This window comes from Synechococcus sp. R55.4 (genome assembly GCF_047461935.1).
Classification (GTDB): domain Bacteria; phylum Cyanobacteriota; class Cyanobacteriia; order Thermostichales; family Thermostichaceae; genus Thermostichus.
Map to the genome: position 1 here is coordinate 65,853 of NZ_JANSIF010000004.1, position 26,994 is coordinate 92,846.

Below are 26,994 nucleotides of genomic sequence, written 5' to 3' on the forward strand. Positions count from 1 at the left end.
GCTTTTCAAGGACTCCGTCCCGCTGGCGCGATCAATAGCCCAGGCGTCTCACCCTAGCCTGAAACGACTGTAGAAATCGAAAACTAAAATTAGAAATCAAAAATCGGCAGCCCCAAGCTGCAGAAGAGCAACAGTGGCGCCTTCCTATTGGGGAGACTGATCCGCAAACCCACGTGGTCAAACGTATCTCTCCGCAACGTAGCAGGCTCACCACCGTTGCCCTCAACAACCTTCCCTCGCCATCCCCCCTGGTTTATGGGATGAGCCAACTGGCTAGCCGGCGTCGCCCTTTTAGAGGGATCCCAAGCTCCAGAACTTAGCTGAGCGCGTTGATGGCGTAGTCGATGTAGGTGTTGGCTTCGGTGGCCGCTTGCCCGGTCAGGCCGTGGTTGGCTTTGATGTAGCGCAGGGCTTCGATGAACCAACTGGGGGAGAGCTCAAAAGCGGCGTTGATTTCGCGGATCCCGGCCAACTGATACTCGTCCAGAGGACCGGTGCCACCGGCTACCAAGCAGTAGGTGATGTAGCGCAGGTAGTGGCGCACGTCACGGGCGCACTTGTCCTTGCCAGCTTGGGTGTGGCACTGCCCACCGGGTTGGGTGGTGTAGGGGAACTTGGCGTAAACGGCTTCGGTGGCACCGCGCACCAGCTCGTCGGCACGGCTGCTCAGAACTCGGGCGGCTTCCATGCTGGCGGCAGCCCGCTGAAAACGGCCATTGATGGCCTGCAATTCGCTGTTGCTCAGGTAGCGCCCTTGGCTATCGGCAGTGGCGATGGCGTCAACAATTGGGGTTTGCATGATTCAAAACGCTCCTTTACTTAACTCAAGCTCAATGCAAAGAACAAAGCAAAAGATTCAAAGTCTCAACTGCAAAATCGCTGCAAAAAAAGTTGCTTTTCTAGGGATCCCCTGCTAGCCTGAGTTGCCTCAGATTTGAGAGAGGGTCTTCACAACTGGATCCGGACACAACAGAAACTTCAGTCCACAAGGGATCAAACCACAGCGGCAGCAGCGCGATCGAAGTAGGATTCGATTTCGGCAATCAGAGCGCTGCAGTCACCCCGGGTGATGCCGTTGGGGTCGTTTACCACAGCCACTGCAGCCTTTTTCATCTTTTGGATACCGTTGGCCACCGAGCTACCGGGGGTGCCCAAGGCTTGATAGGTTTCCCGCAGGCCGTTCAGGCAGCGCTCGTTCAGCACACTGGCATCTCCGGCTGCCACGGCGTAGGTGATGTAGCGGAGAATAATGTCCATGTCCCGCATACAGGCAGCCACATTGCGGCTGGGGTAGGCAGGCCCACCGGGAGCGTTCAAATTGGGCTCCTCGGCAAACAACTGACGGATGGCATCGGTCACGATCTTGGAGGCATTGCTGGTGAGGCGGTTCACAGCATCCAAACGCTTGTTCCCCTCGGCAATTACCTGCTGGAGAGCGGCAAACTCGTTCTCTCCCAAAAAAGCGCCTTTGGAGTCAGCTTGGGCAACAACTTTGCCAAATACATCGTTCATGGTTTTGAATCTCCCTAGCGAAAGTAAAAGAGGTTATGAATCCACATTCCCTGCAGCGGACAAGAGAGCACCTGCCGGCCAGGAATGCAACACCGCTTGGATCCCCAGTGCCGAGAGGTGCTGTTTAACTCACAGAACCGCCGACGGGATCGAAGCCGATAGAACCAAGATGAGCAAGCGAAGCTCGCCCCCAGAGCCAGGCCACCATCTACGGGATCGGACTTGGACAAGAAGCCTCAGCCGCTGCTGGCAACCTCAACTGGCAGACGAGAAGAAGCTGGCTCGCCTTGTTTCCAGTCTTTTTCTACCGCGAAGGCAAGAAGCGATGAAATCAAAAAATGTAAATCGGCTTTACCTCGCGCAAAAGGTCTTAGATCGGTTTCCAACCTGCTTCCCATCTCGGATCCCAGGCTGTTCTCCCTGTCCTTCGCGGGAGTAGTTTTTTACAAAAGAGAATGTTTCTTTGCCTAGCTTTACAACATGAACAAAGATGTCAGCCCCGATCGCGGCTTTGCAGCTTGCAAGGGATCCATTTTCAGTATCGGAGCGAACATTCTCATAAAGGATACATAATTTAACACTTGCTGCAATCCTCGGTCGGGCCTGAGGTTGGGGCAAAATCTGAGAAGGTTCCCCTTGCTCTCCGGAGATTTTCGGTACATACCTTTACAGAATTCTCGATGCCCGCTTATGTCTATTGAGTCGGATCGCACTCCTTCCCCGGAGCTGCTGCAGATGGCGCGCTGGTTGGCAGGAGACTTCAGCAACCAAGAGCAAGCCTGGGAAAATCCACCGTTTTTCGCCCAGATCCGGGTGGCCTATCGCCCCTTGCCGGCCCACGTTTTGGGCGGGATCGGCTTTTATGTGGAGCAAGCCTACAGTGGCCATTTGGAAGATCCCTATCGGCAGGCGGTGGTGGAATTGACTCAGGCAAGCGCTGGGATCGTGATTCGCAACTACCGCCCTCTGGAGCCGCAGCGGTGGCGGGGCTGTGCTCGGGAAAGGGCAGACCAACTGAGTCAACTGCAGGCTGCCGACCTAGCCTATCTAGAGGGGTGTGATGTGCAGGTGAAGAGGCAGGGATCCCTCTTTGTCGGCGCGACGGAGCCGGGGTGCCGGTGTTGCGTGGTGCGCAACGGCCAAACCACTTATCTGCAGACCACCTTGCACCTGAGCGAGAGCGAGTTTTGCAGCCATGACCGAGGGATGGATCCCATCACCCACCAGCAGGTTTGGGGAGCCCTGGCAGGCGCTTTTCGCTTCCAAAAAGTGGTCGATTGGCAGGCGGAGCTAATGCTGTAGGCTGCAGCCCATCCAGCCCCACAACTCCACAGTTGACAGCGCTATTGCGCACTCTCCCTCAGCCAGCTTTGTGTACACTGTCCTTGGCCGGGATCCAAATCCCCCAGGTTTGAGCGTGCTGTTTACCGGTTGCAACCGGGCTAGGCTCCTTTTAATTCAGTGTGGGTATTCAATGCAGGCGAGGTCGGGCCCAAAGGATGAGCCACGGTCTGGGTGGGCTTGGCACAGCCCTTGGGGAATGGTGATCGCCCTGGTTGGGATCTTGACCTTGCTGCTGCTCGGTGCCGGCTGTTCTGGCCAGGGGGAATCTGCAGCTTCCCCCCCTGCGTTGATCCCTCTCCCACCTCAACCGGGAACCGAGTCGATTCCCATGCCGGTGCGTACCCTGGGCAACAGCCGCTTCAAGCTCCTGGGCCTGACAGTGGGGGTGGCCGGGAGCGGAGCTGAGGTGTTACTGGATACCGGCTCGGCAGGTTTGCGCATCATAGCGACAGCAGCAGGTCGCTTTGGCCTGGAGCGGACGGGGATCCCTTCCACTGTGACGTTCGGAGATGGCACGCAATTTATCGGGGTGTTGGCCCGCGCCCCCTTCAGCATAGGCGGGATCCCCAGTCGGGAGCCGGTAACGATTCAGTTGATCGACCGGATCACCTGTGTGGACGCCCTGGTGGCCAGTTGTTCAGAGAACTTGTTTGGAGAAGGGCGGCCCTTCGCCGGGATCCTAGGCACGTCCTTGGATGAGCGCAGCCCCAACCGCGAGCTGTTTAGCCCGCTCACCCGTCTTCCGGGCAATTTCCGCTCTGGGTACATTATTCAAACGGGGGGCTTCAACTCCACCCAGGGCCTGTTCACGGTTGGCCTAACGGCGGCCAACACCGCCGGCTTCAATTTCCGGCAGTTTCCCCAGGTGGGAAGCTTTCCCGATGGCACACCCATCTGGCGGGATGAGGCTTTGCAAGTGGCCTACAGCATTAGCAACACTTCCATTCAAAATGCCCTCAGCCCCACCGTTTTTGACAGTGGTTCTTCCGACATTTTTCTCAATGTCAGGCTGTTGGGGGCAGCTCCTTTCTCCACCTCGACCTTGCCCCCCGGCGCTGAATGGCGAGCTGTGCTGGAGGGGGCTTTTGACTACCGCATTCGGGTTGGCTTTCCCATTACGCCCAGCCGGGATCGGATTTTTGTTAACGGCAACCAAGGAGTGCAACTGTTGGGCATGCCGCTGTTTTTCAACGCCGACGTTGCCTTTGATATTGAAGGCGGTCGGATCGGCTTTCGCCTACGTTGAGACGAAGTTGTTTTCAACATCCAAAAGCATTGGGATCACTTGCGGAGAAGAACTTGCCATGTTCGGCCGAGCCTTGAAAACCGGGAACAGCACGCCGCACAGATGGCCTTGGGTTTGGGGGCTACTGCTGCTCTGTTGGCTAGGGCTGAGCGGGCCGGCTTGGTCGATCAGCTTAGGGGATCCCTTGCCGGAGTGGGCTGAGTCTGTGCAGGTGGGACGACAGCGGCTGCGCGGGGTGGAGCAATACCGCGGCCAGGAACAAATCCGCGCCTATGGCAACGAAGCAGGACGGGTGTTTTGGATTCAAATCAACAGCAGCGCTGACTTGCCCCCGGATTACCGAGACTATTTGGGCGAATACCAACAATTTCTGGTAGAAGCTGTAGAAGTGGTGCCGTTGCGAGCCCGACGGCTGCGCTTCCGCCAGGGAAATCGCAGCGCCGAGTGGCAGGTGGTGGGCATGAGCGGTCGGTTTCAGGCGGAGGCGATCAGCAGAGATTTGGCTCCGCCAGGGTTGTTTGGAGATCCCTCGTGAAGAGCAGGAGAATTAGAGCTTATCCTAGAGATCCTAGAGAGAAACTTGAAACTAGAGTCTGCCAATGAATTTACTCCAGAAGAAAGTTGAGGTTACTCTTAATCGCTTCTTCGTCAAGGAGCTAACTCAAGAAGAGCTCACCTTCTATGAGTATAGTTGCAGGCCAAACCCTCTTCCAGATCTAGGAGAGGAGCAGAGGGCTCTCTCCAAGATTTGTAATCAGCTAGGTGTAATGGCTGTTCGTCTGGGAAATCGCATCATAACCCGAGAAAAAGTTCCGGCCAGTAAACTCAAAACAGAGGAATGGGAGTTGGAAGAGCTTGGTTCTAAGGCTCTAGATTGTACAGACCCTACAGAGAGACAGGCTCTAGAAACTTTCGAGCGCAAGAAACTAGATTGGAGTCTAAGATCTAAGTACAAAAGAACAGAGATTGAGCGATCAACAGGAGGAGGATTGATCTGGTGGGTTACGGGTCTGGAAGGAGTAGAACGGATTGAAGGAGTAAAACCACTTTGCGGAGATGGGTGGGAGGTTCACAGAGGAAGAGAGCTAGACGTTGTTATTAGACAAGATAAGAAGCTCTATCTAGAGATCGACATCCGATACCATTTCTACAGCCCATGGACGCTGCATGAGTGGCTGGAAAATTACCCAGATGTCTCAATTGAAATTGTACGAAACACATACAGGACAAAAAATAATAAATACCCAACTTGGGAGTATCGAGGCATTATTTCCAATCAGTCGCCAAGGGAAGTATGGTTAGCGGAGCTAAACACTAGCTTAGCGGATTATCATGTACAGAAGTACGGAGCAACTCCAGAAGAAGTTGATGGCTCTCTGGTGGTTCAAGTGGTCTCCAGAGAACGCAATTTCAGACAAAAGGCAGAGCCTATCCTTCATCTATCGCGGAGACTGTCGCCTGTTTTAACTTTGGAGATGCTAGCAAGTATAGAAGATCAAAGATGGACTGGCAAAAAAGTTAGCTCCTTGGTTAGCGAGCACATCAGAAAAAGTTTAGAAGAGAGATTGAAAGAGTCTAAAGAGACCGCAAAAACTATTATAGAAAATGTCTACAATATTTCTGACTTTCAGGCTGATCCCCTAAAAGCAGAAGGATACATTATGCCAAGGCCAAGGCTATTGGGGTTTGGTCATAGACAAGTCCAAAACCCCGCGAGAGTTAGGTACCAAGGATGTGCAAGAGTTGGCGAGACAAAGTTTGGACTTCTAAATCTTGACGATAATAAACGTGAGTATCCTACTGAGGTTCGCAAGTGCCTACTTGAAGTAGCTAAAAAGAGCGGAGCAAGAGTTGAAATAGACTTTTACGCAACCCGTCAAGATTTGCCTGAAGGCGACCTTGCTCAACAGAGGTTTTGGCAAAGCTGGGCCGACAAAGGGATCAAAACCGTTCTGGTTGTCATGCCCTTGTCGCCTAATGAGCACAAGCAAAAGATCCGCTTGCAAGCACTTCGAGCAGGAATAGCAACTCAGTTTATGATTCCTGGAGCTGACCCCTACAAAGCTCTAAATGTCGTACTAGGACTTCTGTGTAAAGCTGCGTGGCAACCCGTGTTGCTTGAACCCCTCGATCATCCTGAGTGCTCCGAGCTTACCATTGGTTTTGATGTGGGGACGAATCGAGAGCTTTACTACGGAACCTCTGCCTTCGCGGTACTGGCCAATGGTCAAAGCTTAGGCTGGGAGTTGCCCGATATACAAAGAGGAGAAACTTTTTCCGGCGAGGCAATTTATCAAACCGTGTCCAAGCTCGTCAATAGATTCTACAACAAATTTCATCGATACCCTAGAAAGGTTCTTTTGATGAGGGATGGCTTAGTTCAAAGAGGCGAATTTGATAAAACAATTGAGGAACTAAGAAAAGAAAAGATTGCTGTGGATATTGTTGGAGTGCGCAAAAGTGGCACAGTCAGAATGGGAAGAGAGGAAAAAGGAAGCTATAGAGACGCTGCAATGGGCACTGTCATTTTTGACCATGAACGAAGGTCATTTATGCTCGTAACAAGCCAGCCCATTAAGAAGTCCTCGGTGCCAATTGGCAGCGCAAGACCGCTGCGAGTTGTCCATGAACACGGCAACACTCCTTTGGAAGTTCTGGCTATACAAACTTACCATCTCTCCCAGCTTCATCCCGCCAGTGGTTTTCAAGCCTGTAGGCTTCCTTGGGTATTGCACTTTGCCGACAAAAGCAGTAAAGAGTTCCAGCGCATTGGCAACAGCATTTTTAGTGTGCTGCAGAACATAAACCGAGAGAAGTTGATTGCCGTCTAGCCAAGGGAGGGGATCCCCACCTGCCGGCCTTGCTAGGATTGGGGGGGTGGTTGGTGTTGCGGCTATGGAGATGAATGAGGTCTGGAAGACCTTTCTGAGCAATCCTGTTCCGTTCTGTGGCGGTTTTCTCAGCGGCCTGCTGCGTTTGGATGTGAAGCAAGATCCGCTGCGCAGTTGGCTGGAGTCCCAGGGGCTGAGGGTGGAGGAGCCCCCGCCTTCCGGTCGCTCCGACGGCCCCCAATCCATTTCCATTGAATAGGCGTACTCAATCGGCGGGCAGAGAGTAGGGATCCCTTCCGAACGCTTTCTCTCAGGTGTGGGAAGCGCTCTGATCCGGGCACAAGCAGCGACAAGAAGGGCAGCAAGAGCGGTGTTGCGAGGTGAGCTGATGTTCCCTGAACCCTCCCAATTTAGGAAGCGGCAGGGATCCCTTCGAGGCTGGGGCTATCTCGGCGGGGTGGTGTTCCTGGCAACGGGACTGGTCGGTCTGCCGTCAGGGGATCCAGCCGTGGCCCAATCGGCTCCCTCTTCTCTTGCCAGCCCTAAGCAGGATCCCCAAGCTTGGCTGGAGCGCTACAACGCCGCTCTAGAGCAATTGCCCACTTTGCCCAACTTGCAATATCGCCAGCAGGTGCGGGTGGAGGGATCCCAAACCTTCACAGCCACGTTGGATGTGCTCTACCGCCGCGACGGCAGTTGGCAGGCTTGGGTAGCCGAAGGGGATCGCATCCGCCTCTTGGATTCGCGCCAATTGGAAGTGGTGAACCAGTCGGATCTGCTGCAGCTGTACTCGGTGTATGTGAGCCGACCGGAAGCCCTCTTGCCCTCGGTGAGCTTTTACTTGAAGGCGGATCCCAGCCGCTACCGCGTCCTCTCCTCAGAACGGGTGGATTTGGCTGGATCCCCTGTCCAGCACTTGCGCCTAGAGCCCATTCAGGAAGGCCAGTTGCGGGAGCTGTGGCTGGATCCGCAGTCGGGGCTGCCGCGGCAGGTGTTGCTGTTTTTGTCGGGGGTGTGGGGGCAGGCCTATGTCCTGATGGGGTTTACGGCGGTGCCAGCTCCCGAGGGAGGGGAGCGCTACTGGCTGCCGGAGAGCACCCGCATCAATTTGGGCTATGGCTTTTGGACCCTGGAGGGCCTGAACCGCCGCGTGTTCAGGGGATCCCTTTCCATCCAGCACGACTATCAGGACTACCAAATCCTACCGGAAGGTGGGGAGTTGCGCTTTTTGCCTTCGCAGCCCCCTGTAGATGCCCCGCCGGTGGTAGCCGGCCTGCCGGGGAGTCCATCCCCGATTGAGTTGGGGGACGTGCAACCCTTGGGGGTGGACGAGCAAGGTAACCAACAGTTCAGACTGGGCTTGGGCAGACGCACGGCTGCAGATACCCCCTTGGCAGACCGCATCGCTGCCTTTAACCTAACCCGACCGGCCAGCCGCAACGCATTAACCCAGATCGATACCTTGGCCTTCTTGCCTTTGGGCGGCGACCAGTTGCCCATCTATCTCTTCCAATTCGACACAGGCCGTCCCCTCTCGCCCCTGCAAGGGGTGGAGCGCCCGCGGGTGGATCCCAATGAGGTCTTCGCTCCCAGGCCGCCTGCCATCAGACTCTTCGGAGATTAGTTCCCCAATGCTGATAGATGCTGCCTATGGGGTGATCCCCATCCTGCCCCGCCCGCCCGCCCAGGAAGCTCCCGGACCCGGCTCTTCGCATTTGTATCTGCTCATCCAGCACCAGAAGGGGCATTGGGCTTTCCCAAAAGGGCACAAGGATGGCTCCGAAAGCGACCTGGAGGCGGCACAGCGAGAATTGCGTGAGGAAACCGGCTTGACCGACTACCAGCTCCTAACCCTGCCCGGCCAGCCTGACCCTCTGACGCTGCAGGAAGCCTACACCTTTACGGATCCCGAGGGGAACCGAGTAGCCAAAACCGTTACCTACTACGTGGCCTTGCTGCCGCCCCAATTTCCTCCCCCTGAGCTACAGGTGCAACCAGAGGAGGTGGCCGCCTACCGCTGGTGCTCCTACCCCGAAGCCTTGGAGCAGATCAGTTTTGAAGAGAGTCGGCAACTGCTGCGCCGCTGCCAAGCCCACCTGGAGCAGCTTTGGAAATTGGAGAAGACCTAAGTTCCGTATTTTTACGGAAGAGGTTTATCGGGGTTACCTTTATCTTGTCTTGCAGGCTTTCCGCGGGAAGTTCCCGAGTAAGAAAGCCAGCAGACAATCTGAGGGCTAGCCTTCACCTTTAGAGATTGGCTGATGAGCAATAGTCATCGATCTCCCCAGGAGGAGAGTTTTTCTGAATACGGATTGAACGCTGAAACTGCCTTTGAGTTCGTGCAGCCTTGGCCGTCTTGTTGGGCTTGGCTCATCTAAAGATCTCGTCTGGGTCAGGGCTGGGCTTGAACTGTATTCTGGAAAGCATTTTTTCACCGGCTTGTGGGGTAGCTAAGACTTCAGTCGTGTCATCAACCTCAGCGCAGGAAATTGTCCGAGCACGTCCTCTCGACCCATGAACCGTCCCCCCGTCTGTACAGAAGTCTCGGCCCATCTGCTGAACGCAGAGGTCAGCTTCACAGGAGTTGTTCGGTATTTCAGTGCCTTGGACAAAGGGGAGGGGCTGGGCACTTGGTCATTGGTGTTTCACCAAGGTCGCCTGGGGTTTGCTCACCACAGCTTGGAGCCCTTGGAGCGCTTGGATCGCCACCTGCGTCGGCTCAGCCATCAAGTCTTTTCTCTGACTCGCCAAAATTGCCTACGCATCCATCGGCAGGTGGAGGCGCTATTGGCTCAGGAGACTGGGCCTCTACCTGCAGACCTTCTGGGGCTGAGTTGGATGGTAACGGAGCAACTGCTGCCTTGGGAAGCTGCGCGCAGGTTGAATGCTTGGATCGGCGAGGAGGTGCTGCAAAATCTGTTGCTGGTTCCAGGGGGCTTTCAGCAGGAGATCATCCCACTGGACAACGTGCCCACCCTGGGCCAGTGGGATGGGGGATCCCTGCTCGACCTGATCCAAAAGCGGCTACGGGCATGGCAATCTTTGGGGCCTGAGATCACCTCCCCCTACCAACGGCCCTACTTTGCCAGCCGGGCCCAGGCAGAACGCCTTCCCGCCGAGCAACAGGAACGGCTAGGCCGGTTACTGAAGGGGTTTAGCTTCCGCCAGTTGAGCGCCCTTCTCGATCAAGACGACCTCCAGATCGCTCGCCGCCTACATCCTCTGGTCAAAGCCGGTATCCTTGTCCTGCGGGATCCCCAGCCCCCCTTTGATCGGCTGCCCAAAACCTACTCGGCCAAGCTTGAGACAGAATCACAGCCCTCAGAAACTCCCACCGTCCCTCTTCACCTGGCCAACGGGCTTGCAGATCTAGGCCCATCTCCCCAGGCCTCGAAAACCTGGATTGTGGCCTGTATTGACGACAGCGAAGCCATGCTCAGCGAGTTGCAGCGGTTGTTGGAAGGGCACAACCTGGTCATTCACACCATCAGCGACTCTTTGAAAGCCCTGATGAAGCTGACCACCCTCAAGCCAGATTTGATCCTGCTGGACGTGGGTATGCCCAACGTGGATGGCTACCAATTGTGCAGCCTCATCCGCAAATCCTCCGTGTTAAAGGATGTGCCGGTGGTGATGGTCACAGGCCACAAAGGTCTGATCGATCGGGTGAAGGCGCGCCTGGCCGGTGCCACCGATTACCTGACCAAGCCCTTTCGGCAGGAAGAATTGCTGCAGATGGTGTTTCGCTATCTCAGCTAGGGATCCCTCTAAAGGTTCGTCGAAAAAGAGATAAGGAGATGTCGATCATGGTGAAAGTTCTTGTGGTGGAAGATGTGGCCTCGGAGCGACAGCTCATCAGCGATTACCTCCGCTCAGAAGGCTATCAGGTGGTAGCGGTGGCCAACGCCCAAGAGGCATTGCAGCAGATCCGCAACGACAAACCCGATGTGGTGCTGACGGACTTGGTCATGGAAGGCATGAGCGGGCTGGAATTGTGCCGCCAAATCAAGAAAAACCCGGAAACCCAAAAGTTGCCCGTTGTGGCCTGTACTTCTAAAAATCAAGAGCTGGACAAACTCTGGGGCATGAAGCAAGGGATCGATCTTTATCTGACCAAGCCTTTTACCCGCGAAGACATTTTGCGGGCCGTGAAATCAGTAGTGCTCAGCCCGAGCTCATGATTTTTGCCACTTCTGTCCTTGCTGAGCTGCGCCTCCAGTTAGGATCCCTGTGATTATCACGAATTGTTCTTAGGAGATGTCTTAGAATTGGCAGAGCGAGAACGGCAATGGCGGTAGCTTTCTCCCCACACAGCCCTACTTCTACCCGTACCGGCGAGCTGTACTTACATCTACAGTTGGGGGTAGACTGTCGGGCCCTTTTGCCCATGGCATTTGCCCAGGAAGCTCTAATTGTTGGCCCGCACCACTTTACCCCTCTCCCCAACCAGCCCGCATGGGTGCTGGGCTTGTTCAACTATCGCAATCGCATTCTCTGGGGACTGGATCTGCCGCAATTTCTCGGCCTAGAGCCCTTGGACTTTGGGCAGCCCGAACACCACTTGGTGGTGATGCGCCCAGAATTTGGGGGCTCTGCATCGCCAGTGCGAACAGGCTTGGGCCTGGCAACCCAACACGTGAAAGGAGTAGCTCGAGTGCCCGCCGAGGAGATCCAACCCTTAACAAAAGCCCAGGCAGCACAAAACAACTTTCGACTGGAGAACTTCTACGACTCTTGCAAAGGGCTGGTGTTGGAAGGGGATGAGCCTCTCTGGGTGCTCGACCCTCTTGCCATTGTCCAAAAGCTCAACTCAGTTGATTCCTCGGCAAACCCTTGATCTTGGCGACCTTTTCCCCGACTTACCCTCACTTAAAGGCAAAATTCTATGGTTTCCTTCCGTCCCCTCTTTCTCAGGCCTGCTCCATCTTCCCGGCCCCAACGCAAAGTCGCGGGATCCCGCCTGGCCCTGGCAATCAGTTTTCCTCTGGGCATCAGCTCCCTGCTGTTTGCCGTCTCTGCCGGCAGCGTAGCCCGCACCTATTTCGAGTTCAAGCCGGCGATCTCGCGGCAGTTCACCCTGCAAAACCTGAGCGATCAGGTGATCTATTTGGATGAAGTCTTGACCATGTCTGCCCGCATGGCCGCTGCCAGCGGGGATCTGTCCTGGGAAGAGCGCTACAACATCCATGTCCCTCAGTTGGATGAGGTGCTGGCGGAGATTCAGCAATTGGATCCCGCCTCTTACGAAGCCTATGCAGCCAAAACCACAGCAGCCAACATCAAGCTGGTGGAGTGGGAAGTGCAGGCTTTTGATCTGATTCGGGCCGGCGAGCAGGAACGGGCTTTCAACTTGCTGCACAGCCCTGAGTACGAAGAGCAAAAGCGCATCTACGCCGAAGGGATCAACCAAACCCTGGAGGCCATTCGCAGCAACATTCAGGCCAGCGTCCAGCTTTACGAGCAAGATCTGCTGCAGGCTTTGATCTTTTCCGGCATCAGCTTCCCGATTCTGCTGCTGAGCTGGGGGATCATTTTGATCCTGGTGCGCAACTTTGTGCGGGAACGCAACGCCACCTACGAGCGACAAGTTTCCGACACCCGACTGGCCCAGCGGTTTGCCGATATTGCCCGGATTCGCCAAGAGCAAGAGCTGATCGATCCCCTAACTGACTTGTTGGGCGAGATGCGCCAGCGCTTCGGTGCCGAACGAGTGGCCTTCTATCGCTTGACCGCTCCCGAAGAGGCGCAGGTTATCGCTGAATCTCACGACAGCCGCCTGCCCGACACCTTGGGCACCCTCCTCCGCAGGATCCCGGCTCCGATCCAGCAGGCTCTCCACGGCGGGCAAGTTTACGCTTTTGGCCCGGTGCCTAGGCCAGATCTGGGCGCCGACTACCTGCAGAGGCTGGCCACAGCCCAACTGAAAGCCGAGATGATAGCGCCGGTGGTGCGTGGCGATGAGCTTTACGGTTTTTTGGCAATAGGCCGCGCCCAAAGCCAGAGCTGGTCTGACGAAGAACAGAAAACCTTGGCAGAGCTGGCCAACCGCCTGGGTCAAGCTTTGGGTAACCTGGGGGCGCTGGAGCAAAAAGCCGTGGCCGCCCAGGAACGGGAGCGGTCGGAAGCGCTGCAAAGAGAGCTGCTGCAGCTTATCAGCGAGGTCACAGAAGCCTCGCGGGGGGATCTCACGGTGCGGGCGCAGCTAACAGCCGGACAAGTTGGCATCATGGCGGACTTTTTCAACGTCATTATCGAGAGCTTGCGCGACATCGTGATTCAAGTGCAGCAGGCCGCCGGTCAAGTCAACCAATCCATTGGTCGTGACGAGGCAGCCATTCGCGAGTTGGCCGAAGCCGCTCTCCGACAGGCCACCCAAATCGAAGAGACCTTGCGCTCTGTCGAGCAAATGACGCTCTCAATCGAGGAGGTAGCCGATAAAGCCCAACAGGCCGCCACCGTTGCCGAATCTGCCGCCGCCACGGCCATCAACAGCAGCTTGACTATGGATCGCACAGTGCAAAACATCCTGCAACTGCGGGAAACGGTGGCCGAAACGGCCAAGAAGGTGAAGCGGCTGGGGGAATCTTCCCAGCAGATTTCCAAGGTGGTGTCCTTGATCAACCAGATTGCGCTGAAAACCAACCTCTTGGCGGTGAACGCCAGTATCGAGGCAGCCCGTGCCGGCGAAGAAGGGCGAGGTTTTGCGGTGGTCGCCGAGGAAGTCGGGGCACTGGCGGCCCAGTCGGCAGAAGCCACCCGCGAGATCGAGCGCATTGTGGAAGGGATCCAACGGGAAACCGGCGAGGTGGTACAGGCGATGGAAACCAGCACCGGCCAGGTGGTGGAGGGAACCCGCTTGGTGGAAGCAGCCAAGCAGAGCCTGGGACAAATTGTGGAAGTCTCGCGGCAGGTGAACCAGCTCTTTCAGGCCATTGCCCGCTCCACCGATGCCCAGGCAGATGCATCTCAAACGGTGCGCCAGTTGATGCAGCAAATCGCCAACATTGCCGCCCAGACGGCGGCAGCCTCGCAGCAGGTGGCCAACTCTCTCCAGGCTACGGTGGCGGTTGCCCGTCAGTTGCAGACTTCTGTGTCCACCTTCAAGGTGGGGGAGGCGGTTTAGCATGGGGCCGAATCCCACTTCCCTCGACCCACGCGAGTGGCAGGTTAGGCTGCAGTTTTTGGACGAAGCCCAGGCTTACCTCGACACCCTGGAGGCAGGGGTGTTGGGCCTGGGATCCCAGAGTTTGGATCGCCCCCGTTTGGATCGCTTGCTGCGGGCTGCTCATTCCATCAAGGGCGGGGCGGCCATGATGGGCTTTCCGGTGCTTAGCGACTTGGCCCATCGCCTGGAAGATGGTTTCAAGATCTTGCAGGTGGATCCCCAAAAAGCCGACCCCGCAGTGGAGCGCAACCTCTTGGCGGCGTTGGATTGCATGCGCCAAATAGCCCAGCAGCACCGCCAGCAGCGGCTTTTGGACGAATCTTGGCTGGCAGAGCGGGTGCAGCCTCTTTTCGATCAATTGCGAGAGCAGTTGGGAGAGTTGCAGCCTGAGGACAACGTCCAAGTCCTGGCAGCAGAGGCCGGGGGCGATATGCGGGTGCTGCTGTTTGCAACCGAGGTGGAGGCCTGTCTGCAGCGGTTGGAAGGTGTGCTGGCCCACCCCGAGCAGCCCTGTTTGCGGGAGGAGTTTCTCATTGCTGCCCAAGAGCTGGGGGCGCTGGGGGAAATGTTGGATCTGCCTGCCTTTGCCACCCTGTGCGGCTCAGTAGTCCAAGCTCTGGAGACGCTGCCGCCAAATGCCAAGGAGCAGGTGTTGCCCGTTGCTCAGGCGGCTTTACAAGCTTGGCGACGCTCGCAGGCCCTGGTGCTGGTCGGTCAGGTCGCTCTTCTCCCCAGCTCCTGGGATCCGGCAGAGCCTCCAGTTTCCCCCCCGCCAGAAGCCCCTCCCCCTGCAATGGCAGGAGCCACCGAGCTGCCGGATTCGATTCCAGCCGGGGCCAAAAGCGCTGCCGAGATGCTACGGGTGCCGGCTCGCCCTCTGGAACAGTTGGGGGAGCTGTTGGGAGAGCTCATAGGGGAGCGCAACCGCTTAAACAGTCGCCTGCAACGGCTGCGGGAGCTGGTCAGCTTGTTCAAACGGCGGGTTCGCACTCTAGAAGAAACCAACAGCCGCCTGCGCAGCAGCTACGACCGCGTCGCTGCCACCGTGCCTGCTTCTGTGCTCTTGAAAAAAGAAGGGGATCCCGGCCTGACCTTGGCCGATACCTTTGACCTCTTGGAGATGGATCGCTATGGAGAGATGCACCTGCTGACCCAAGAGGTGATGGAAACCGTTGTGCAAATTGATGAGGTAACCCACGATATCGACACCACCCTGCAGGAGACCGAAGGCAGCGCCCGCCAGCTCAGCCGCCTCTCCAGGCAAATGCAAACCCGTCTCGACCAGGTGCGCATGCAGCCTCTATCGGATTTGACGGATCGCTTCCCCAGAGCGCTGCGGGAGCTGAGCTTAGCCCATGGCAAGCCCGTGGAGCTGCGGGTCTTGGGGGGATCCACCCTAATCGAGCGCTCGATTTTGGAGGCCTTGGCGGATCCCTTGTTGCACTTGGTGCGCAACGCCTTTGACCACGGCATCGAGGCTCCAGACACCCGCCTGGCCCAGGGCAAGCCGGCCAAGGGCCTCATCGAAATTGCCGCCAGCCAACGGGGCAACCGCACTCTGATCACGGTGCGAGACGATGGGGCAGGGATCTGTCTGGATAAAATCCGGGCCCGCGCCTTGCAGATAGGGTTTTCCGCTGCCGACCTGGCTGAGGCCAGCTCCCAGGAGCTGCTGGAGTTGATCTTCCAGCCGGGCTTCAGCACCGCCGAGCGAGTCAGCGAGCTATCTGGACGGGGAGTGGGTCTAGACGTGGTACGCACCAACCTGCAACGAATTGGCGGCCAGGTGCAGGTGGAATCTTGGCCGGGACGGGGCACGCTGTTTACCCTCACTCTGCCCGTTTCTTTGAGCGTCACCCGCGTGCTGCTGACAGAATGCCAGGGGTTGATGTTGGCTTTTCCGGCCAACGCAGTGGAAGAATTGCTTATCCCCCCGCAGTTGCCTGCCGATTCCTTTCTCTGGGAAGGGGAGCAGATCCCTTTAATTCCTGTGGGCCACTGGTTTCGCTTCGCGCGCTGGCAGCCTCGCCGGGAAATTGACGAGACCCCCCTTCTCGACCGACCTGTGGTGCTGCTGGTGGTAGAAGACAACCGGCCCTATGGCCTGTTGGTGGATCGCTTTTGGCGGGAGCAAGAGGTAACTCTGCGCCCGGTGGAGGGAGGTCTGCCTCTGCCGTCGGGATTCTCCGGCTGTACGGTTTTGGCCGATGGGCGAATCGCTCTTTTCGTGGATCCGCCTGCCCTCTTGAGCTGGCTGCTCGCCCAGCGGGATCAGCCCTGTCAGTCGGCAAGGGATCCCCTTCCCCAGCCCAGGTTTGCCGCCCAGCCCACCCTGCTGGTGGTGGAAGATTCGGTCAACGTGCGCCGCTTCTTGGCCATGACCCTAGAAAGAGCAGGGTTCCGGGTTGAACAGGCTCGCGACGGACAAGAGGCCCTCGAGCACTTGCAGAGAGGAATTCCCATCCGAGCGGTGATTACCGACATTGAAATGCCGCGGCTGGATGGCTTTGGCTTGCTGGCCCAGATTCGTGCCCACCCCCTGTATGACCAGCTTCCCGTGGTCATGCTCACCTCCCGCAGTGGCGAGAAACACCGCCAACTGGCCCAGCGGCTGGGAGCCAGCGCCTACCTCTCCAAGCCCTTCCAGGAACAGGAGCTGATCCAAAAGCTGCGGCAACTGCTGCAACCAGCCTCTTCGGCACCTTCCACCGGCGTTTTGATGGCGAGGTAGTCCATGCCCCTGCTTTCCCCTCTGCGCCTGCGTCGTCTGGCTCGGCAAGAACAACTGAGAAACCGGCAGACCTTGATTACTTTCCAACTGGGCTCCTACTGCTTCGGCCTCCCTGTTGATCGGGCGCGGCGAGTTTTTAGCTGGGCAGAGTTTCAGCTTGCTCAGGAGGGCGGCCCCCAGCTTTTGGATACCGGTCGTTTGTTGCTGGGCCGAGGGATCCCTTTTCAACCGGAAGGGGTTATTCTGTTGCAGCCAGGCAGTTCTGAGGACGGATTGTCCGACCAGATCGACAACCCAGAAACAGGGGCTCTGCCCATTCCCACTCAGCCCCTCCTGCGCCGTCTGCCCTCTTCCCAGTTGCAGCCTCTCCCCAGCCGCTATGCAGCTCAGGCCCGCCAACGGGGTATTGTGCAGTGGATCCCGCCAGCCGAAGGCCAGCTCCCCCTGTTGGTGTTCGACCCTCATCTCTGGCCTGTCTGTTCTTGAGCGGGGAGAGGGGGCAGTTGCAGTTCTGGATTCTCCACGCGGGTTAGCTCCCAGCGGAAGTGCTCCCCACCCCGTCGCTGCCAATTCAATCGGAAGGGTTGCTCCAAGGCGTTCACCTGATCCCGCGTCAGGTTGGCTAAGGGGCCGCCGGATCCCTCGATCACAAACCAGAGAGTGGCCTGTCCTTGGCGACTGGGATCCCCTGGGCCGAGCTGCACCTGCAGCGCTTGGGGTTGGAGGCGCAAGCGAAAAAATTGCCCGAAGATCTCGCGGCTGTAGGCCAGCGCCCGCTGCTTATCCAGGCCCCAACCATCGCTATAGGCCTCAGAGACCAGCATCTCCACCTGATCCCAGTTGCGCTGCTCCACCGCCCGCAGCAATCTCTCCGTGTGGACGCGGATTTGTCGCTCAGGCCGCCCGTATTGCCAAAAGGCTCCCACCCCGATAGCCAAGACGACGGATCCCACCACCCCCCAGCGCAGCCAGGGGGGAAGGGGTGAAGGGGGAGAAGAGACAGAAGCAGACAAGGGATCCCTCTTGGGCAGTAGGGGGATTGCTCCCTCTAGCCTACGGGATCTACATGTGAGAAGATCAAAGCCTGACCCCGAAATCTGTGCAGCCTCTGCCGGTCACAGCACGCTCCCGAAATTTAGCCAACCGGTCATGACCAAGTCCAACGACCGCCTACTGCTGGAGTTTGAGCAGCCTGTCGCCGCCCTAGAACAACGGATTCAGGAAATTCGGGCCTTGGCAGAAGAAAACGACATCGATGCCTCTGAGCAAATTCGCCAATTGGAAGCCAAAGCCGAAGAGCTGCGCCGTGAGATCTTCAGCCAGCTCACGCCGGTAGAACGGCTCCAGGTGGCCCGTCACCCCCGCCGCCCCACCACCCTGGATTACGTACAGACCATCTGTGACGACTGGTTTGAGCTGCACGGGGATCGCCACGGCCAGGACGATCCAGCCATTGTGGGCGGGTTGGCCAAGCTGGGGGATCAGCCGGTGATGATCCTAGGCCACCAAAAGGGTCGCGACACCAAAGACAACATCCACCGCAACTTTGGGATGCCCAATCCCGCCGGCTACCGCAAAGCCCTGCGGCTAATGGAACATGCCCACCGCTTCGGCCTGCCCCTGCTCACCTTCATCGATACGCCGGGGGCTTACCCAGGCGTTAAGGCGGAAGCCGAGGGCCAAGGAGAGGCCATTGCCACCAACCTGCAGACCCTTTTCCGGCTGGAGATCCCCATCATCTGCACTGTCATCGGCGAAGGGGGATCGGGCGGAGCCTTGGCCATTGGGGTGGGCAACCGCATCCTGATGTTCGAGCACGCCGTCTACTCCGTGATCTCGCCGGAAGGCTGCGCGGCTATTCTCTGGAAGGATGCCAAGAAGGCTCCCCAAGCGGCGGCAGCCCTGCGCATTACCGCCCAAGACCTGCTGCAACTGGAGGTGATCGACGAGATCCTGCCAGAGCCGGTTGGCGGCGCCCACCGCGCGCCCTTGGAAGCTGCTCAAACCCTCAAAGAGGCTCTTCTCAGGCATCTCAAGGAACTTTCTAGCCTGAGCGGGCGAGAATTGCGCGAGGAGCGCTACCAAAAGTTTCGCCGCATGGGAGCGTTTCTGGAGCTTTCTGAATAGACTTATGCATCCCTGATTTATAGTCGTTTCAGATTAGGGTGAGACACCTGGGCCATTGATCGCGCCAGCGGGACGGAGTCCTTGAAAAGCCTTTTGGCCCCCTGCATTATTGCTCTGCAACGCCGATGCGACCAACATTTTAGGCGTGGGTGCAGTGTCCTGGTTTGAACTGAAATGACTATATTTGGGCTATATTTGGGGTTTAATTTGGGGTTTATTCGAGGGGAGAGGCCCTTTAGGAGCTGCTCTGGGATGAACTTCCGAAAGCACTCCGCGCCCTCAACCTGACCAAGAGGGGGCTAACTCCTACCAGGTTACCCGATCCCGCAGTTGCTCAATCCGGGCTGGGCCAATGCCATTGACCCGTTGCAGATCCTCCAAAGAGGAGAAGGGGCGGGCCTCGATAATGCGCTGCGCCAGGGCGGGGCCAATGCCGGGCAACTGTTCCAGCTCCGCCGCCGTGGCCGTATTCAGGTTAACGCGAGGGGATCCCCCAGGAGACGCCACCGGAAAAGCAACCGACGGGGAAGGGGATCCCGCCTCAGGAGGAAGAACGACCTCGACTTCCAGCAGCTCCGGCTCAGGTAGGGAAGCCGCAGCAGGGACAGGATTGGGGCAGCGACGGGATCCCTCTTCTGCCTGTTGTTGCAGGCGGCGGCTGGGGCCAAAGCGGGCATCGGCAATGAGCCGGTCGAACTCCCGCACAAAGTGATCCACCACTCGGCTATTGCGGATGATCAGGAGGTTTTCATCGTTGACGTGATTGGCGGCCATCGACCAGTTGTGGGATCCGGTGATCACGGTGGCGTTGGCGGTGCCAGGATCGACGAGGGCAAACTTGTGGTGTAGCTTGTCCCCCAGGGCCAGGTTGGGTGTCCCCACCGATTGGGCGGGCGTTGTCCAGGGCAGGCGGGCTGGATCCACGGTACAGTCTTCGCCGGGCAGCAGGAGCCCCCACATCTCCAGGGTGCGGCTGTAGTCTCGGAAGGCAAAACCGGGGTCGAACACCCCGCGGATTTCTACGTTGCGCTCCTGGCGCAGTTGCCTGAGTTGGTTGGCAATGCCCGGATCCGTAAAGACGAACAGAGCCAGATCCACCTGTTGCCGGGCTTGGGCCAGGGTGGCGGCAATAATGCCGTTGGAGGTGGCTTCGTAGGGCAGGGAGCGACTGGCAGGAGAAAAGTGAACCCTCACAATGGCATCGTCAATGTACACCGTTTCCAGGGGACGCTTGAGCTTTTGCACGCCGAAGCGGCTATCGGTCAAGCCACCGGGGCCATCGCCCCACATGAGATCGAATTCCTCGGTGTAGAGGCGGGCCAGCTCCGGGCTGTCCAGCAGCAGCAGATGGTTGGCATTGCCGACACTGCCAGGCGCATCAAAGTCCCCGTGAATATCAGAGAGGGTGAAATTGGCCGAGCCGGTCAAGACTTTCTGCCCGTCGATCACCACAAATTTGTGGTGCATCAGGCCACTGCCCTTGGAACCATCGGCGGTATCGTCCAGCCAGGGCACCTGGCCTCCATCCAGCAAGGCGTACACATCCCGCGTGGCGACCTCCTCAGCCGAAAACCGTCCATCCCGGTTCACATCCACCAGGTTGCGGTACTCCTCGAACTTGCTGCGGCTGCGCTCGTCCAGCGCCCGCACTTGGTCAGGGGTGAGTTGGTGCCAGGCCCGCACGTAGGTGTTTTCGGTAATGAAGCGCACCGGGATCCCGGCCTGTCGTCGCTCCACTAGGGCTTGGGCAATGAGCGGTAGGTTCAGCTCTTTCACGGCAATATCCACCGACTGACGAGCGGAGCGAATCTGGGAAATGATCAACTCTTCCAGGTTGTAGCCGTAGCGGCGGATCTGGCGGTAGGGATCCCGATAGGTGCTCTCGCGGCTTTGGTTGAACACCACCCGGATACGGGGGTGCTGCGGCAGAGGGGCCAGGGTGGGCAGCTCCGGCTCTTGGGGGTAGGGTCTGGGCCGAGGACCCACCCAGTAGCCGATCAAGACCAGAACGAGAAGCAGAGCAACCCAGGGCAGCCAGCGGCGGAGTTGCCGCAACCACGACGGGATCCCGTTCATGGCCTTTCTCCTCTCCAGCAATCACACCCCCAGGATACCGAACTTTATCGCAGCCACTTCTACGCGAAGGCGATCCCTGCTCTGCTCTACAGCTAACCGTGCGAGAGCGGCTGCTACCCCTAAGATGATGACAAATGTTTTAGAGTATTAACTTTTGTTATGAACTACAAAGCCCTCACCCTTGGGCTGACGGCGGCTGCTTGCTTAGCCTTGGTAGGCTGTGCCAGTTCCAGCAGCGATACGGCCATTGCCCCGCCGACGCCTACCCCAACTCTCTCTCCCAGCCCTACGCCGCTGCCCAACCTCGTCGCCGTTGCCGCCGCCAACCCCGACTTCAGTACCTTGGTGACGGCCCTGCAGGCAGCGGGCTTGGTGGGGACTTTGCAGCGGGAAGGTCCCTTCACGGTATTCGCTCCCACCAATGCTGCTTTTGCCGCTTTGCCCCCTGGCACGGTGGAATCTTTGCTGCGACCTGAGAACCGGGCAGAGCTGGTGCGCATTCTCACTTACCACGTGGTTCCTGGCTTGGCTCCTTCCAGTGCCCTCAGATCCGGCCAGCAGGTAACGACTTTGCAGGGATCCCCCGTCACCGTCACGCTTCTTGAGGGCGGACGGATTCGCATCAACAACGCCAACGTGATCGCCGCGGATATTCAAGCTTCCAACGGCATCATCCACGTCATCGACACCGTCTTGATCCCGCCTCGCTAGGGGTTTCGGGCATCATAGGATAAAGTCAAGTTCGGCGGTTGACCGAGGAGGCCCGGCGTGGAAAGGCCGAAGTGGGTAGCCATTGTTACAGGAATCCTGGCCATTACTCTGGGGGTGGGCTACTTGCTGCTGGTGCAGCTATTGGACTATCGCGGCGGCCAATTTTTGCCGGCACCACTGGATCCGCCAGGGATTCTGGGAGAGGGACTTAGGCTTTTGTTGGGGATCCCTGGCTCATTTGGCCGGTTGAGCTGAGGGTGTTTTTGACTTCCTGCTTCCCCTTCCTCTTTTACTTGCGGGTGGCTGATCCCCAGCAAAACTCTTGACAAAATTGTATGCTCAGCTACAGCAAGCCCTATGCTGGAGAAGCGGTTGCAGATTCAGTTGACAGCGGGGGCTGTCCTCTGGGATGACCGGTCGATTTTGGCTTTTTGATCTGGAGATCTGGGCAGGCTGTGGGTTGGGATGGTGCTGTCGCGCTCCACTTGGGTGTGGTTGTGGGCAGGGCTGGGTTTGGCGGCCCTGAGCCAATATCTGCAATGGGTTAGCGGGATCTACAGCTTCGTGGCTCCCCACTCCGAGCCTCTTGCGGATCTGGTGGTGGGCGCCATCCTTGGGGGGACAGCAGCAGCAGGTCTGGCAGCGCGCCATTGGTGGCAGCAGGCTCGCCGACGGCAAAGTGCTCCAAGTCAGCGGACACAACCGCTGCGGCGGGTTAAGTTAACTCGGAATCAGGTGCAAGCCGATCTGGAAGATGCCGATCGCCTGATCCAGAAGCTGCAGAATGACATCAGTCGCCGTGCCCTGCGTGCCAAGCTGCAAGAGATCAATCAGCGGCTTAACCAGGAGGAATTGCATCTGGTGGTGTTCGGCACCAGTTCCGCCGGCAAGACCTCGTTGATCAATGCCTTGATGGGCCGACCAGTGGGCGAAACAGCCCCCACCCTGGGCACCACCCAGCAGGGATCCATCCACACCTACCAATTGGAGGGCTTGAACAGCCCCATTTCCCTCACTGACACACCTGGGCTGCTGACGATTGGAGGGGCAGGGGAAGCGGAAGCCCGCGCCTTAGCCCAGAAAGCCGATCTGCTGATCTTGGTGGTGGCCGGGGATCTGCTGGCTTCGGAATATGCCGAAATGCTGGAGCTGGCCCGGCTGGGCAAATCCACCATCCTGGCCCTCAACAAAACCGATCAGATGCTGCCGGAGGATGTGGAGACCATCTTGACCCATTTGCGCCGGCGCACTGCCGGTGTGATCCCCGCCGAACAGGTGGTGGCCATCGCCGCCGATCCAGAACCCCTGAAGGTTCGCTACTACTCCGAAGATGGCTCTGTGCGGGAAACTTGGGAGCCGCAGCCCCCCGATACGGAGGCCCTCATCCAACAGATGGCTCAACTGCTGCAGCAGAAGGGATCCCACCTGCGCTTGGCCAATGCTCTGTTGCAAACCCGAACCTTGACCGAAGCTGCCCAACAGGCCCTACAGGAGGAGCGCTGCCAGCAGGGTCGTCAGATCGTGGAACGGATGCAGTGGGCCACCGCTGCTGCCCTGGCGGCAACCCCTCTTCCTGCTTTGGATGTGCTGGCAGGAGTAGCCATTCAGGCACGCATGATCGGGGAACTGCACCAGGTGTTTGACCGACGCATTACCTTGCGCCGGGCCCAGCAAATTGCCCAGAGTTTGGCGCAAATGGTGGTGCAACTGGGGGGGCTGGAGCTGGCTACTCAGGCTTTGGGCTCTCTGCTCAAGGCCAGCCCCTTGATGGTGATGGGGATCCCCCTGCAGGCAGTGACGGGGGCCTATCTGACACGGGTGGCGGGGCTCAGTTACCTAGAGTGGCTGTCTTCCGGGGATCCCTGGCAAGAGGAAATCCTGCAAGAGCGGATTAGGCAGCAGCTCCAAAACCGTCATCCTCTGGCCTTTCTCACCCAACTGGCCCGCCAAGCCCATTCCAACAGCTAGTCGAAGCATCCATCTTTTCGCCGCCACAGGCCCAACCTATCCCGTTCTCCGCCCGCTGCGGAAAATCCATTACACTGAGTACAGCTTTTTCTAACTTAACTTTGTAGAAGTTCTGTAGATTAGCAGGCTCCAGGTCACACAAGAGAGAACATTTGTACCAGCCATACTCAGTGTTGCCGGAAAAAGTTGCACAATTTGTTAATCACAAGTCAAGCCCAGTCCATCATTTTGTAGTCTGCTGCCCTAAACTGGCTCCGTTTGCGCCTTATGTCTTCCATCAACCCGACCTTGCCCATTCAGTGGATCGACGCGGATTCGGGAGAGGTGGTGGAAGAATGCCCTTGGGAGAGCAGTCCCCATCCGGGCACCTACGTCCAACTGGCAGAGCAGCACTACCTGGTTCTGGAAAAGCGTCATTCCTACCGGCTCCGGCAAGGCAAATACCACCTGTGTGGGATCCGCGCCTTGGTGCGTTCGGTAAACCCACCGCAGGAAGCAGGGAATTGCCTGGGGGATCCCTCCTGTCGGTTTAATGCTCACTCGCCCTTGCTGCGTTGTGCCGTCAACCCCAGCGGGCCCTGTCAGGGCTGCCCCCACTACGAGTCGGCCCCGCGTTGCTAGCCCTCCAACTCCAGAGCCATGACCTGGGTGAGCACACGGTTGGTGTTTTCGCGAAACTCGGCCACGCTCACCCGTCCCAGCAAATACACGGCCAGCAACATCACCGCTGCCTCCACCCCAAAGACGGTGGCATAGGCAAGCACTGAAGAAGTGGGGAAGAGAATGCGCCCCAAATCGAGCAAAGCCCCGCCGAGCAAGGTGGAAACCGCCTGGGACATGGCCTGGGCCAGACCCCAAGCCCCGATAAAGGTGCCTGCCGTCTCCGCTGCCGTCAAGTCCAACATGAGGGTAATGGCGCCATTGGTGGTGATCCCAGAAGCCAAACCAAACAGGATCATACACAGCTGCAGCAGCCGTGGATTGCCTGTAAACCCTGATGCAATGGTCAGCCCAAAAGAGATGGCCACCAGCAGACAGCCCAGACGGGCCGTTGTCTGTTTGCCCAGCTTGGGCACAATGAAAAATCCGGTCAGCACAATCCCTGCCAAAATACCCAGGCTCCAAAAGGCATTGAGCTGGGTGCTCTGGGCCACCGTCATGCCAAACACCTCGCCGCCGTAGGGTTCTAGGATCGGCTGTTGGATAAACAGGCCCATGGTCATCAACACCAAGAAGCCGAAAAAGATCAGGGTTTGGCGGCTGGCGGTCAGCACCTTGATGGCCGTGCCAAGGGTGATTTGGTCTTCCCGTCCGGCCAGGGTGGAACGGGATCCGTAGCGGGAATAGCGCTTTTCCACCCCCCAGGTGGCAACCACCCCCAGCAGGATCACCACGGCTGGAATGATGATGAAGAGGCGATTAATGGTGCTCTGCAGGTTGTCCGGATCCAAGCCCCGCAGCAGAACTGCCGAGCCAATGGCCCCGCCGGCAATCCCCACCATCAACATAGACCAGACGATCCCCACCAACTTAGAGCGGTTGTCCTCGTCTGACACATCCACCAGCAAAGCCGCAAAAGGCGTGGAGCAGGCGCTGAGGCAGAGACCATAGAGGGCAAACATCAAACAGGCCAAGCCTACCCAGCCATAGGTGGCTCCAGACCAACCCGTGGCCGCAAAGCTCTCCCCCAAACCCCACACCACCTGCACCCCCAGGAAGATGCAGACCGCAAACAGCACCGATCCCAGACGCACATAGCCGGTGCGATGCAGGCCAAACAGGGGCTTGGCATCCGAGAGCTGCCCAAACCAAACCCGAGCCGGGGAGACCAACTGGTGCATGGCCAGGGATCCCCCCACCACCGTTGCCGGGATGGCCAGCAGATCCGTGTCGATCATGACGCGGTTCAGCACTCCCAGAGTGAGCAGCGACATCATTCCCAAGCCCATTTGAAACAGGCCCAGGCGGAACATGACATGCAGCGGCAAGGGCTGAACCTGCGCCTGAGGCTCTGGAGAAGTTGAAGTTACAGAAGCGTTGACCTCGGGATCCCGGCGGATATTGGCCATGATCTGGAATGATTCGAAAGGGTGCTACAGCCTTTTATCGTAGCCCAGGCAGCCTGGGATCCCGGCAAAAGCATGGGGTTGCCAAAAGTGAAACCGCCACGTCCTCTCCCCTTTTGGGAGCTATTGTCAGGGTATAGTCCCCCAATTTCCAATCCTCAGGAATATTGCTATACGCGCCCCCATCCCCTGGCTGCTGAGTTCACTGAGCTGGGTGGGCATTTCCCTGGCCGCTCCGCCGATGGTGTCTACTTCTCAGGCAACCCCTATGGATTTTCCCCTCCACCAGTCCCTTTCTTCCCCCTCGCCTTCAGAGTGGGCAGAGTACTTGGCCTACAGGCAGGTGATTGACCAGACGATTTCCATGACCTGGGATCCGCAAGCGCGAGCCTTGGCAAAGCAGTATGGGCTGGATATCGTCAACATCACCTGGGAAGATACCGGACGCCACAAGGGATCTGCCCTTGGCCCCAACATCAGCGACATGACCATCCAGGTACACCAGCTCAACCCCAGAACGGGTCACTACGAGCTGAGCTTGATGCCGGTGATCCGCTACCCCAACTTTGCCGATCTGTCTGCCGACCTGCCCCTCGATAGCCTACAGGTGCTGGTGGGCAACGAAAAAGGAAAACCCCTGCAACCCGTGTCGCTGCGAGAGCTGCTGGGGAATCTGCGCCGCTACTTACATGATCCCGGCTCTTGGGCCGGCAACCGGAACTCCCTGCTGGCTCCACGGGATAGCCATGTGTTGGTGAGCGCCCAAGCTGCCTTTTTGCCCATCCCTGCCGGGGGCTCTGCCCAATTCAACCCGGTGTTGTTCAACTACCAATCCTATCCCGGTAACCCAGCCGTGCTGGCAATCTTGGCCACCCGCGAGGGCACCAGCATTACGGTGATCGAGAACCGCACCGAAGATAGGGTGGGCGGGGCTATTTGGGGCCAGCGCCTTTTCTTCAATCAAAACGGTGAACGGGCCAGCCTCACCGGGCAGCGCCTCAGCGATTTTCGGGCCGAGCAAGCCGCCAACCCAACCCCCAGAGATCCCCATTCGGCGGAAGTAGCAGAAGAAGCCCTGAACCTGGTGATGGTGATCCAAGTACCTGATACATTCACGCTGAACTCTCCTGAACATGGTTTAGGAAAGAAGCGATCGCATCCTGCCTATCTCTGAGCAGGAAGGCGGTATCCCGCAAAGCCCTGAGGAATACCCCCCG

25 protein-coding genes are annotated in these 26,994 nt (G+C 58.0%); 19 read left to right on the plus strand and 6 right to left on the minus strand.

What is annotated here, in order from left to right; genetic code table 11:
* Positions 1 to 316: 316 nt before the first annotated feature.
* The 3 genes from NW842_RS01730 to NW842_RS01740 all read right to left on the minus strand — a co-directional run bounded on the left by NW842_RS01730 (position 317) and on the right by NW842_RS01740 (position 1,910).
* Positions 317 to 799: a phycocyanin subunit alpha gene (locus NW842_RS01730; protein ID WP_011434281.1), complete on the minus strand. Its 483-nt coding sequence runs from the start codon at positions 797 to 799 to the stop codon at positions 317 to 319.
* 194 nt (positions 800 to 993) lie between these two features.
* The gene (locus NW842_RS01735; RefSeq protein ID WP_011434282.1) at positions 994 to 1,512 is read right to left on the minus strand and encodes a phycocyanin subunit beta; all 519 of its coding nucleotides are present in this window, start codon (positions 1,510 to 1,512) and stop codon (positions 994 to 996) included.
* Positions 1,513 to 1,748: 236 nt separating this feature from the next.
* The gene (locus NW842_RS01740; RefSeq protein WP_414417359.1) at positions 1,749 to 1,910 is read right to left on the minus strand and encodes a hypothetical protein; all 162 of its coding nucleotides are present in this window, start codon (positions 1,908 to 1,910) and stop codon (positions 1,749 to 1,751) included.
* Positions 1,911 to 2,202: 292 nt separating this feature from the next.
* Between NW842_RS01740 and NW842_RS01745 the strand changes: the two genes are divergently transcribed.
* The 13 genes from NW842_RS01745 to NW842_RS01805 all read left to right on the plus strand — a co-directional run bounded on the left by NW842_RS01745 (position 2,203) and on the right by NW842_RS01805 (position 17,315).
* Complete coding sequence (locus NW842_RS01745) at positions 2,203 to 2,814, plus strand: chromophore lyase CpcT/CpeT (protein ID WP_414417360.1); 612 nt, start codon at positions 2,203 to 2,205, stop codon at positions 2,812 to 2,814.
* A 238-nt stretch (positions 2,815 to 3,052) separates the two neighbouring features.
* Entirely contained in the window at positions 3,053 to 4,102 is a 1,050-nt protein-coding gene (locus tag NW842_RS01750) for a hypothetical protein (protein WP_414417361.1), read from the plus strand.
* Positions 4,103 to 4,160: 58 nt separating this feature from the next.
* Positions 4,161 to 4,637 (plus strand): hypothetical protein, encoded by a 477-nt coding sequence (locus NW842_RS01755; protein WP_414399881.1) that lies wholly within the window; start codon positions 4,161 to 4,163, stop codon positions 4,635 to 4,637.
* A gap of 64 nt (positions 4,638 to 4,701) precedes the next feature.
* Entirely contained in the window at positions 4,702 to 6,933 is a 2,232-nt protein-coding gene (locus tag NW842_RS01760; protein ID WP_414417362.1) for an argonaute PAZ domain-containing protein, read from the plus strand.
* Positions 6,934 to 7,003: 70 nt separating this feature from the next.
* On the plus strand, positions 7,004 to 7,192 hold the full coding sequence (locus NW842_RS01765) for a hypothetical protein (protein WP_414374286.1): 189 nt from the start codon (positions 7,004 to 7,006) through the stop codon (positions 7,190 to 7,192).
* Between the two features lie 129 nt (positions 7,193 to 7,321).
* Complete coding sequence (locus tag NW842_RS01770; protein ID WP_414417363.1) at positions 7,322 to 8,557, plus strand: hypothetical protein; 1,236 nt, start codon at positions 7,322 to 7,324, stop codon at positions 8,555 to 8,557.
* A 7-nt stretch (positions 8,558 to 8,564) separates the two neighbouring features.
* Positions 8,565 to 9,062: a bis(5'-nucleosyl)-tetraphosphatase gene (locus NW842_RS01775; protein ID WP_414374289.1), complete on the plus strand. Its 498-nt coding sequence runs from the start codon at positions 8,565 to 8,567 to the stop codon at positions 9,060 to 9,062.
* Between the two features lie 385 nt (positions 9,063 to 9,447).
* Positions 9,448 to 10,692: a response regulator gene (locus tag NW842_RS01780; RefSeq protein WP_011434290.1), complete on the plus strand. Its 1,245-nt coding sequence runs from the start codon at positions 9,448 to 9,450 to the stop codon at positions 10,690 to 10,692.
* A 47-nt stretch (positions 10,693 to 10,739) separates the two neighbouring features.
* Positions 10,740 to 11,114, plus strand: coding sequence for a response regulator (locus NW842_RS01785; protein WP_011434291.1), 375 nt, complete (start codon positions 10,740 to 10,742; stop codon positions 11,112 to 11,114).
* 206 nt (positions 11,115 to 11,320) lie between these two features.
* Complete coding sequence (locus NW842_RS01790; RefSeq protein ID WP_414417364.1) at positions 11,321 to 11,770, plus strand: chemotaxis protein CheW; 450 nt, start codon at positions 11,321 to 11,323, stop codon at positions 11,768 to 11,770.
* Between the two features lie 48 nt (positions 11,771 to 11,818).
* Positions 11,819 to 14,056 carry a methyl-accepting chemotaxis protein gene (locus NW842_RS01795; RefSeq protein WP_414329978.1) on the plus strand — a complete coding sequence of 746 codons (2,238 nt, stop codon included), beginning with the start codon at positions 11,819 to 11,821 and terminating at the stop codon, positions 14,054 to 14,056.
* A gap of 1 nt (position 14,057) precedes the next feature.
* Positions 14,058 to 16,829, plus strand: coding sequence for a hybrid sensor histidine kinase/response regulator (locus NW842_RS01800; protein ID WP_011434294.1), 2,772 nt, complete (start codon positions 14,058 to 14,060; stop codon positions 16,827 to 16,829).
* A 3-nt stretch (positions 16,830 to 16,832) separates the two neighbouring features.
* Entirely contained in the window at positions 16,833 to 17,315 is a 483-nt protein-coding gene (locus NW842_RS01805) for a hypothetical protein (RefSeq protein ID WP_099812950.1), read from the plus strand.
* Here NW842_RS01805 and NW842_RS01810 read toward each other — a convergent pair.
* Positions 17,291 to 17,842, minus strand: coding sequence for a hypothetical protein (locus tag NW842_RS01810; protein ID WP_414408734.1), 552 nt, complete (start codon positions 17,840 to 17,842; stop codon positions 17,291 to 17,293). The genes NW842_RS01805 and NW842_RS01810 overlap by 25 nt on opposite strands.
* A 136-nt stretch (positions 17,843 to 17,978) precedes the next feature.
* On the opposite strand from NW842_RS01810, the gene NW842_RS01815 reads away from it, so the two are divergent.
* Positions 17,979 to 18,956, plus strand: coding sequence for an acetyl-CoA carboxylase carboxyltransferase subunit alpha (locus NW842_RS01815; RefSeq protein WP_414356843.1), 978 nt, complete (start codon positions 17,979 to 17,981; stop codon positions 18,954 to 18,956).
* Positions 18,957 to 19,262: 306 nt separating this feature from the next.
* Here NW842_RS01815 and NW842_RS01820 read toward each other — a convergent pair whose 3' ends face one another.
* Positions 19,263 to 21,032: a phospholipase D-like domain-containing protein gene (locus NW842_RS01820; RefSeq protein WP_414356844.1), complete on the minus strand. Its 1,770-nt coding sequence runs from the start codon at positions 21,030 to 21,032 to the stop codon at positions 19,263 to 19,265.
* 159 nt (positions 21,033 to 21,191) lie between these two features.
* Between NW842_RS01820 and NW842_RS01825 the strand changes: the two genes are divergently transcribed.
* The 4 genes from NW842_RS01825 (at position 21,192) to NW842_RS01840 (ending at position 24,332) form a co-directional block, all read left to right on the plus strand.
* Entirely contained in the window at positions 21,192 to 21,743 is a 552-nt protein-coding gene (locus NW842_RS01825) for a fasciclin domain-containing protein (protein WP_011434299.1), read from the plus strand.
* A gap of 57 nt (positions 21,744 to 21,800) precedes the next feature.
* Entirely contained in the window at positions 21,801 to 21,998 is a 198-nt protein-coding gene (locus tag NW842_RS01830) for a hypothetical protein (protein ID WP_414356846.1), read from the plus strand.
* A gap of 210 nt (positions 21,999 to 22,208) precedes the next feature.
* Positions 22,209 to 23,711, plus strand: a complete 1,503-nt coding sequence (locus NW842_RS01835) for a DUF697 domain-containing protein (protein WP_414374293.1) — start codon at positions 22,209 to 22,211, stop codon at positions 23,709 to 23,711.
* Positions 23,712 to 23,978: 267 nt separating this feature from the next.
* Entirely contained in the window at positions 23,979 to 24,332 is a 354-nt protein-coding gene (locus tag NW842_RS01840; RefSeq protein ID WP_414341972.1) for a DUF6464 family protein, read from the plus strand.
* On the opposite strand, the gene NW842_RS01845 is transcribed toward NW842_RS01840, so the two are convergent.
* The gene (locus tag NW842_RS01845) at positions 24,329 to 25,780 is read right to left on the minus strand and encodes a BCD family MFS transporter (protein WP_414417365.1); all 1,452 of its coding nucleotides are present in this window, start codon (positions 25,778 to 25,780) and stop codon (positions 24,329 to 24,331) included. The two genes, NW842_RS01840 and NW842_RS01845, sit on opposite strands and share 4 nt — an antisense overlap.
* A 265-nt stretch (positions 25,781 to 26,045) precedes the next feature.
* On the opposite strand from NW842_RS01845, the gene NW842_RS01850 reads away from it, so the two are divergent.
* Entirely contained in the window at positions 26,046 to 26,951 is a 906-nt protein-coding gene (locus tag NW842_RS01850) for a hypothetical protein (protein ID WP_414417366.1), read from the plus strand.
* Positions 26,952 to 26,994 lie beyond the last annotated feature (43 nt).

Excerpts from the sequence above, each read along its gene's own strand:
- NW842_RS01780 (WP_011434290.1), top strand. The coding sequence starts at position 9,448 with ATGAACCGTCCCCCCGTCTGTACAGAAGTCTCGGCCCATCTGCTGAAC.
- NW842_RS01790 (WP_414417364.1), top strand. The coding sequence starts at position 11,321 with ATGGCATTTGCCCAGGAAGCTCTAATTGTTGGCCCGCACCACTTTACC.
- NW842_RS01760 (WP_414417362.1), top strand. The coding sequence starts at position 4,702 with ATGAATTTACTCCAGAAGAAAGTTGAGGTTACTCTTAATCGCTTCTTC.
- NW842_RS01820 (WP_414356844.1), bottom strand. The coding sequence starts at position 21,032 with ATGAACGGGATCCCGTCGTGGTTGCGGCAACTCCGCCGCTGGCTGCCC.
- NW842_RS01805 (WP_099812950.1), top strand. The coding sequence starts at position 16,833 with ATGCCCCTGCTTTCCCCTCTGCGCCTGCGTCGTCTGGCTCGGCAAGAA.
- NW842_RS01800 (WP_011434294.1), top strand. The coding sequence starts at position 14,058 with ATGGGGCCGAATCCCACTTCCCTCGACCCACGCGAGTGGCAGGTTAGG.
- NW842_RS01765 (WP_414374286.1), top strand. The coding sequence starts at position 7,004 with ATGAATGAGGTCTGGAAGACCTTTCTGAGCAATCCTGTTCCGTTCTGT.
- NW842_RS01775 (WP_414374289.1), top strand. The coding sequence starts at position 8,565 with ATGCTGATAGATGCTGCCTATGGGGTGATCCCCATCCTGCCCCGCCCG.
- NW842_RS01740 (WP_414417359.1), bottom strand. The coding sequence starts at position 1,910 with ATGGGAAGCAGGTTGGAAACCGATCTAAGACCTTTTGCGCGAGGTAAA.
- NW842_RS01845 (WP_414417365.1), bottom strand. The coding sequence starts at position 25,780 with ATGGCCAATATCCGCCGGGATCCCGAGGTCAACGCTTCTGTAACTTCA.
- NW842_RS01750 (WP_414417361.1), top strand. The coding sequence starts at position 3,053 with ATGGTGATCGCCCTGGTTGGGATCTTGACCTTGCTGCTGCTCGGTGCC.
- NW842_RS01795 (WP_414329978.1), top strand. The coding sequence starts at position 11,819 with ATGGTTTCCTTCCGTCCCCTCTTTCTCAGGCCTGCTCCATCTTCCCGG.
- NW842_RS01850 (WP_414417366.1), top strand. The coding sequence starts at position 26,046 with ATGGATTTTCCCCTCCACCAGTCCCTTTCTTCCCCCTCGCCTTCAGAG.
- NW842_RS01815 (WP_414356843.1), top strand. The coding sequence starts at position 17,979 with ATGACCAAGTCCAACGACCGCCTACTGCTGGAGTTTGAGCAGCCTGTC.
- NW842_RS01745 (WP_414417360.1), top strand. The coding sequence starts at position 2,203 with ATGTCTATTGAGTCGGATCGCACTCCTTCCCCGGAGCTGCTGCAGATG.
- NW842_RS01825 (WP_011434299.1), top strand. The coding sequence starts at position 21,192 with ATGAACTACAAAGCCCTCACCCTTGGGCTGACGGCGGCTGCTTGCTTA.
- NW842_RS01770 (WP_414417363.1), top strand. The coding sequence starts at position 7,322 with ATGTTCCCTGAACCCTCCCAATTTAGGAAGCGGCAGGGATCCCTTCGA.
- NW842_RS01785 (WP_011434291.1), top strand. The coding sequence starts at position 10,740 with ATGGTGAAAGTTCTTGTGGTGGAAGATGTGGCCTCGGAGCGACAGCTC.
- NW842_RS01735 (WP_011434282.1), bottom strand. The coding sequence starts at position 1,512 with ATGAACGATGTATTTGGCAAAGTTGTTGCCCAAGCTGACTCCAAAGGC.
- NW842_RS01835 (WP_414374293.1), top strand. The coding sequence starts at position 22,209 with ATGGTGCTGTCGCGCTCCACTTGGGTGTGGTTGTGGGCAGGGCTGGGT.
- NW842_RS01755 (WP_414399881.1), top strand. The coding sequence starts at position 4,161 with ATGTTCGGCCGAGCCTTGAAAACCGGGAACAGCACGCCGCACAGATGG.
- NW842_RS01730 (WP_011434281.1), bottom strand. The coding sequence starts at position 799 with ATGCAAACCCCAATTGTTGACGCCATCGCCACTGCCGATAGCCAAGGG.
- NW842_RS01840 (WP_414341972.1), top strand. The coding sequence starts at position 23,979 with ATGTCTTCCATCAACCCGACCTTGCCCATTCAGTGGATCGACGCGGAT.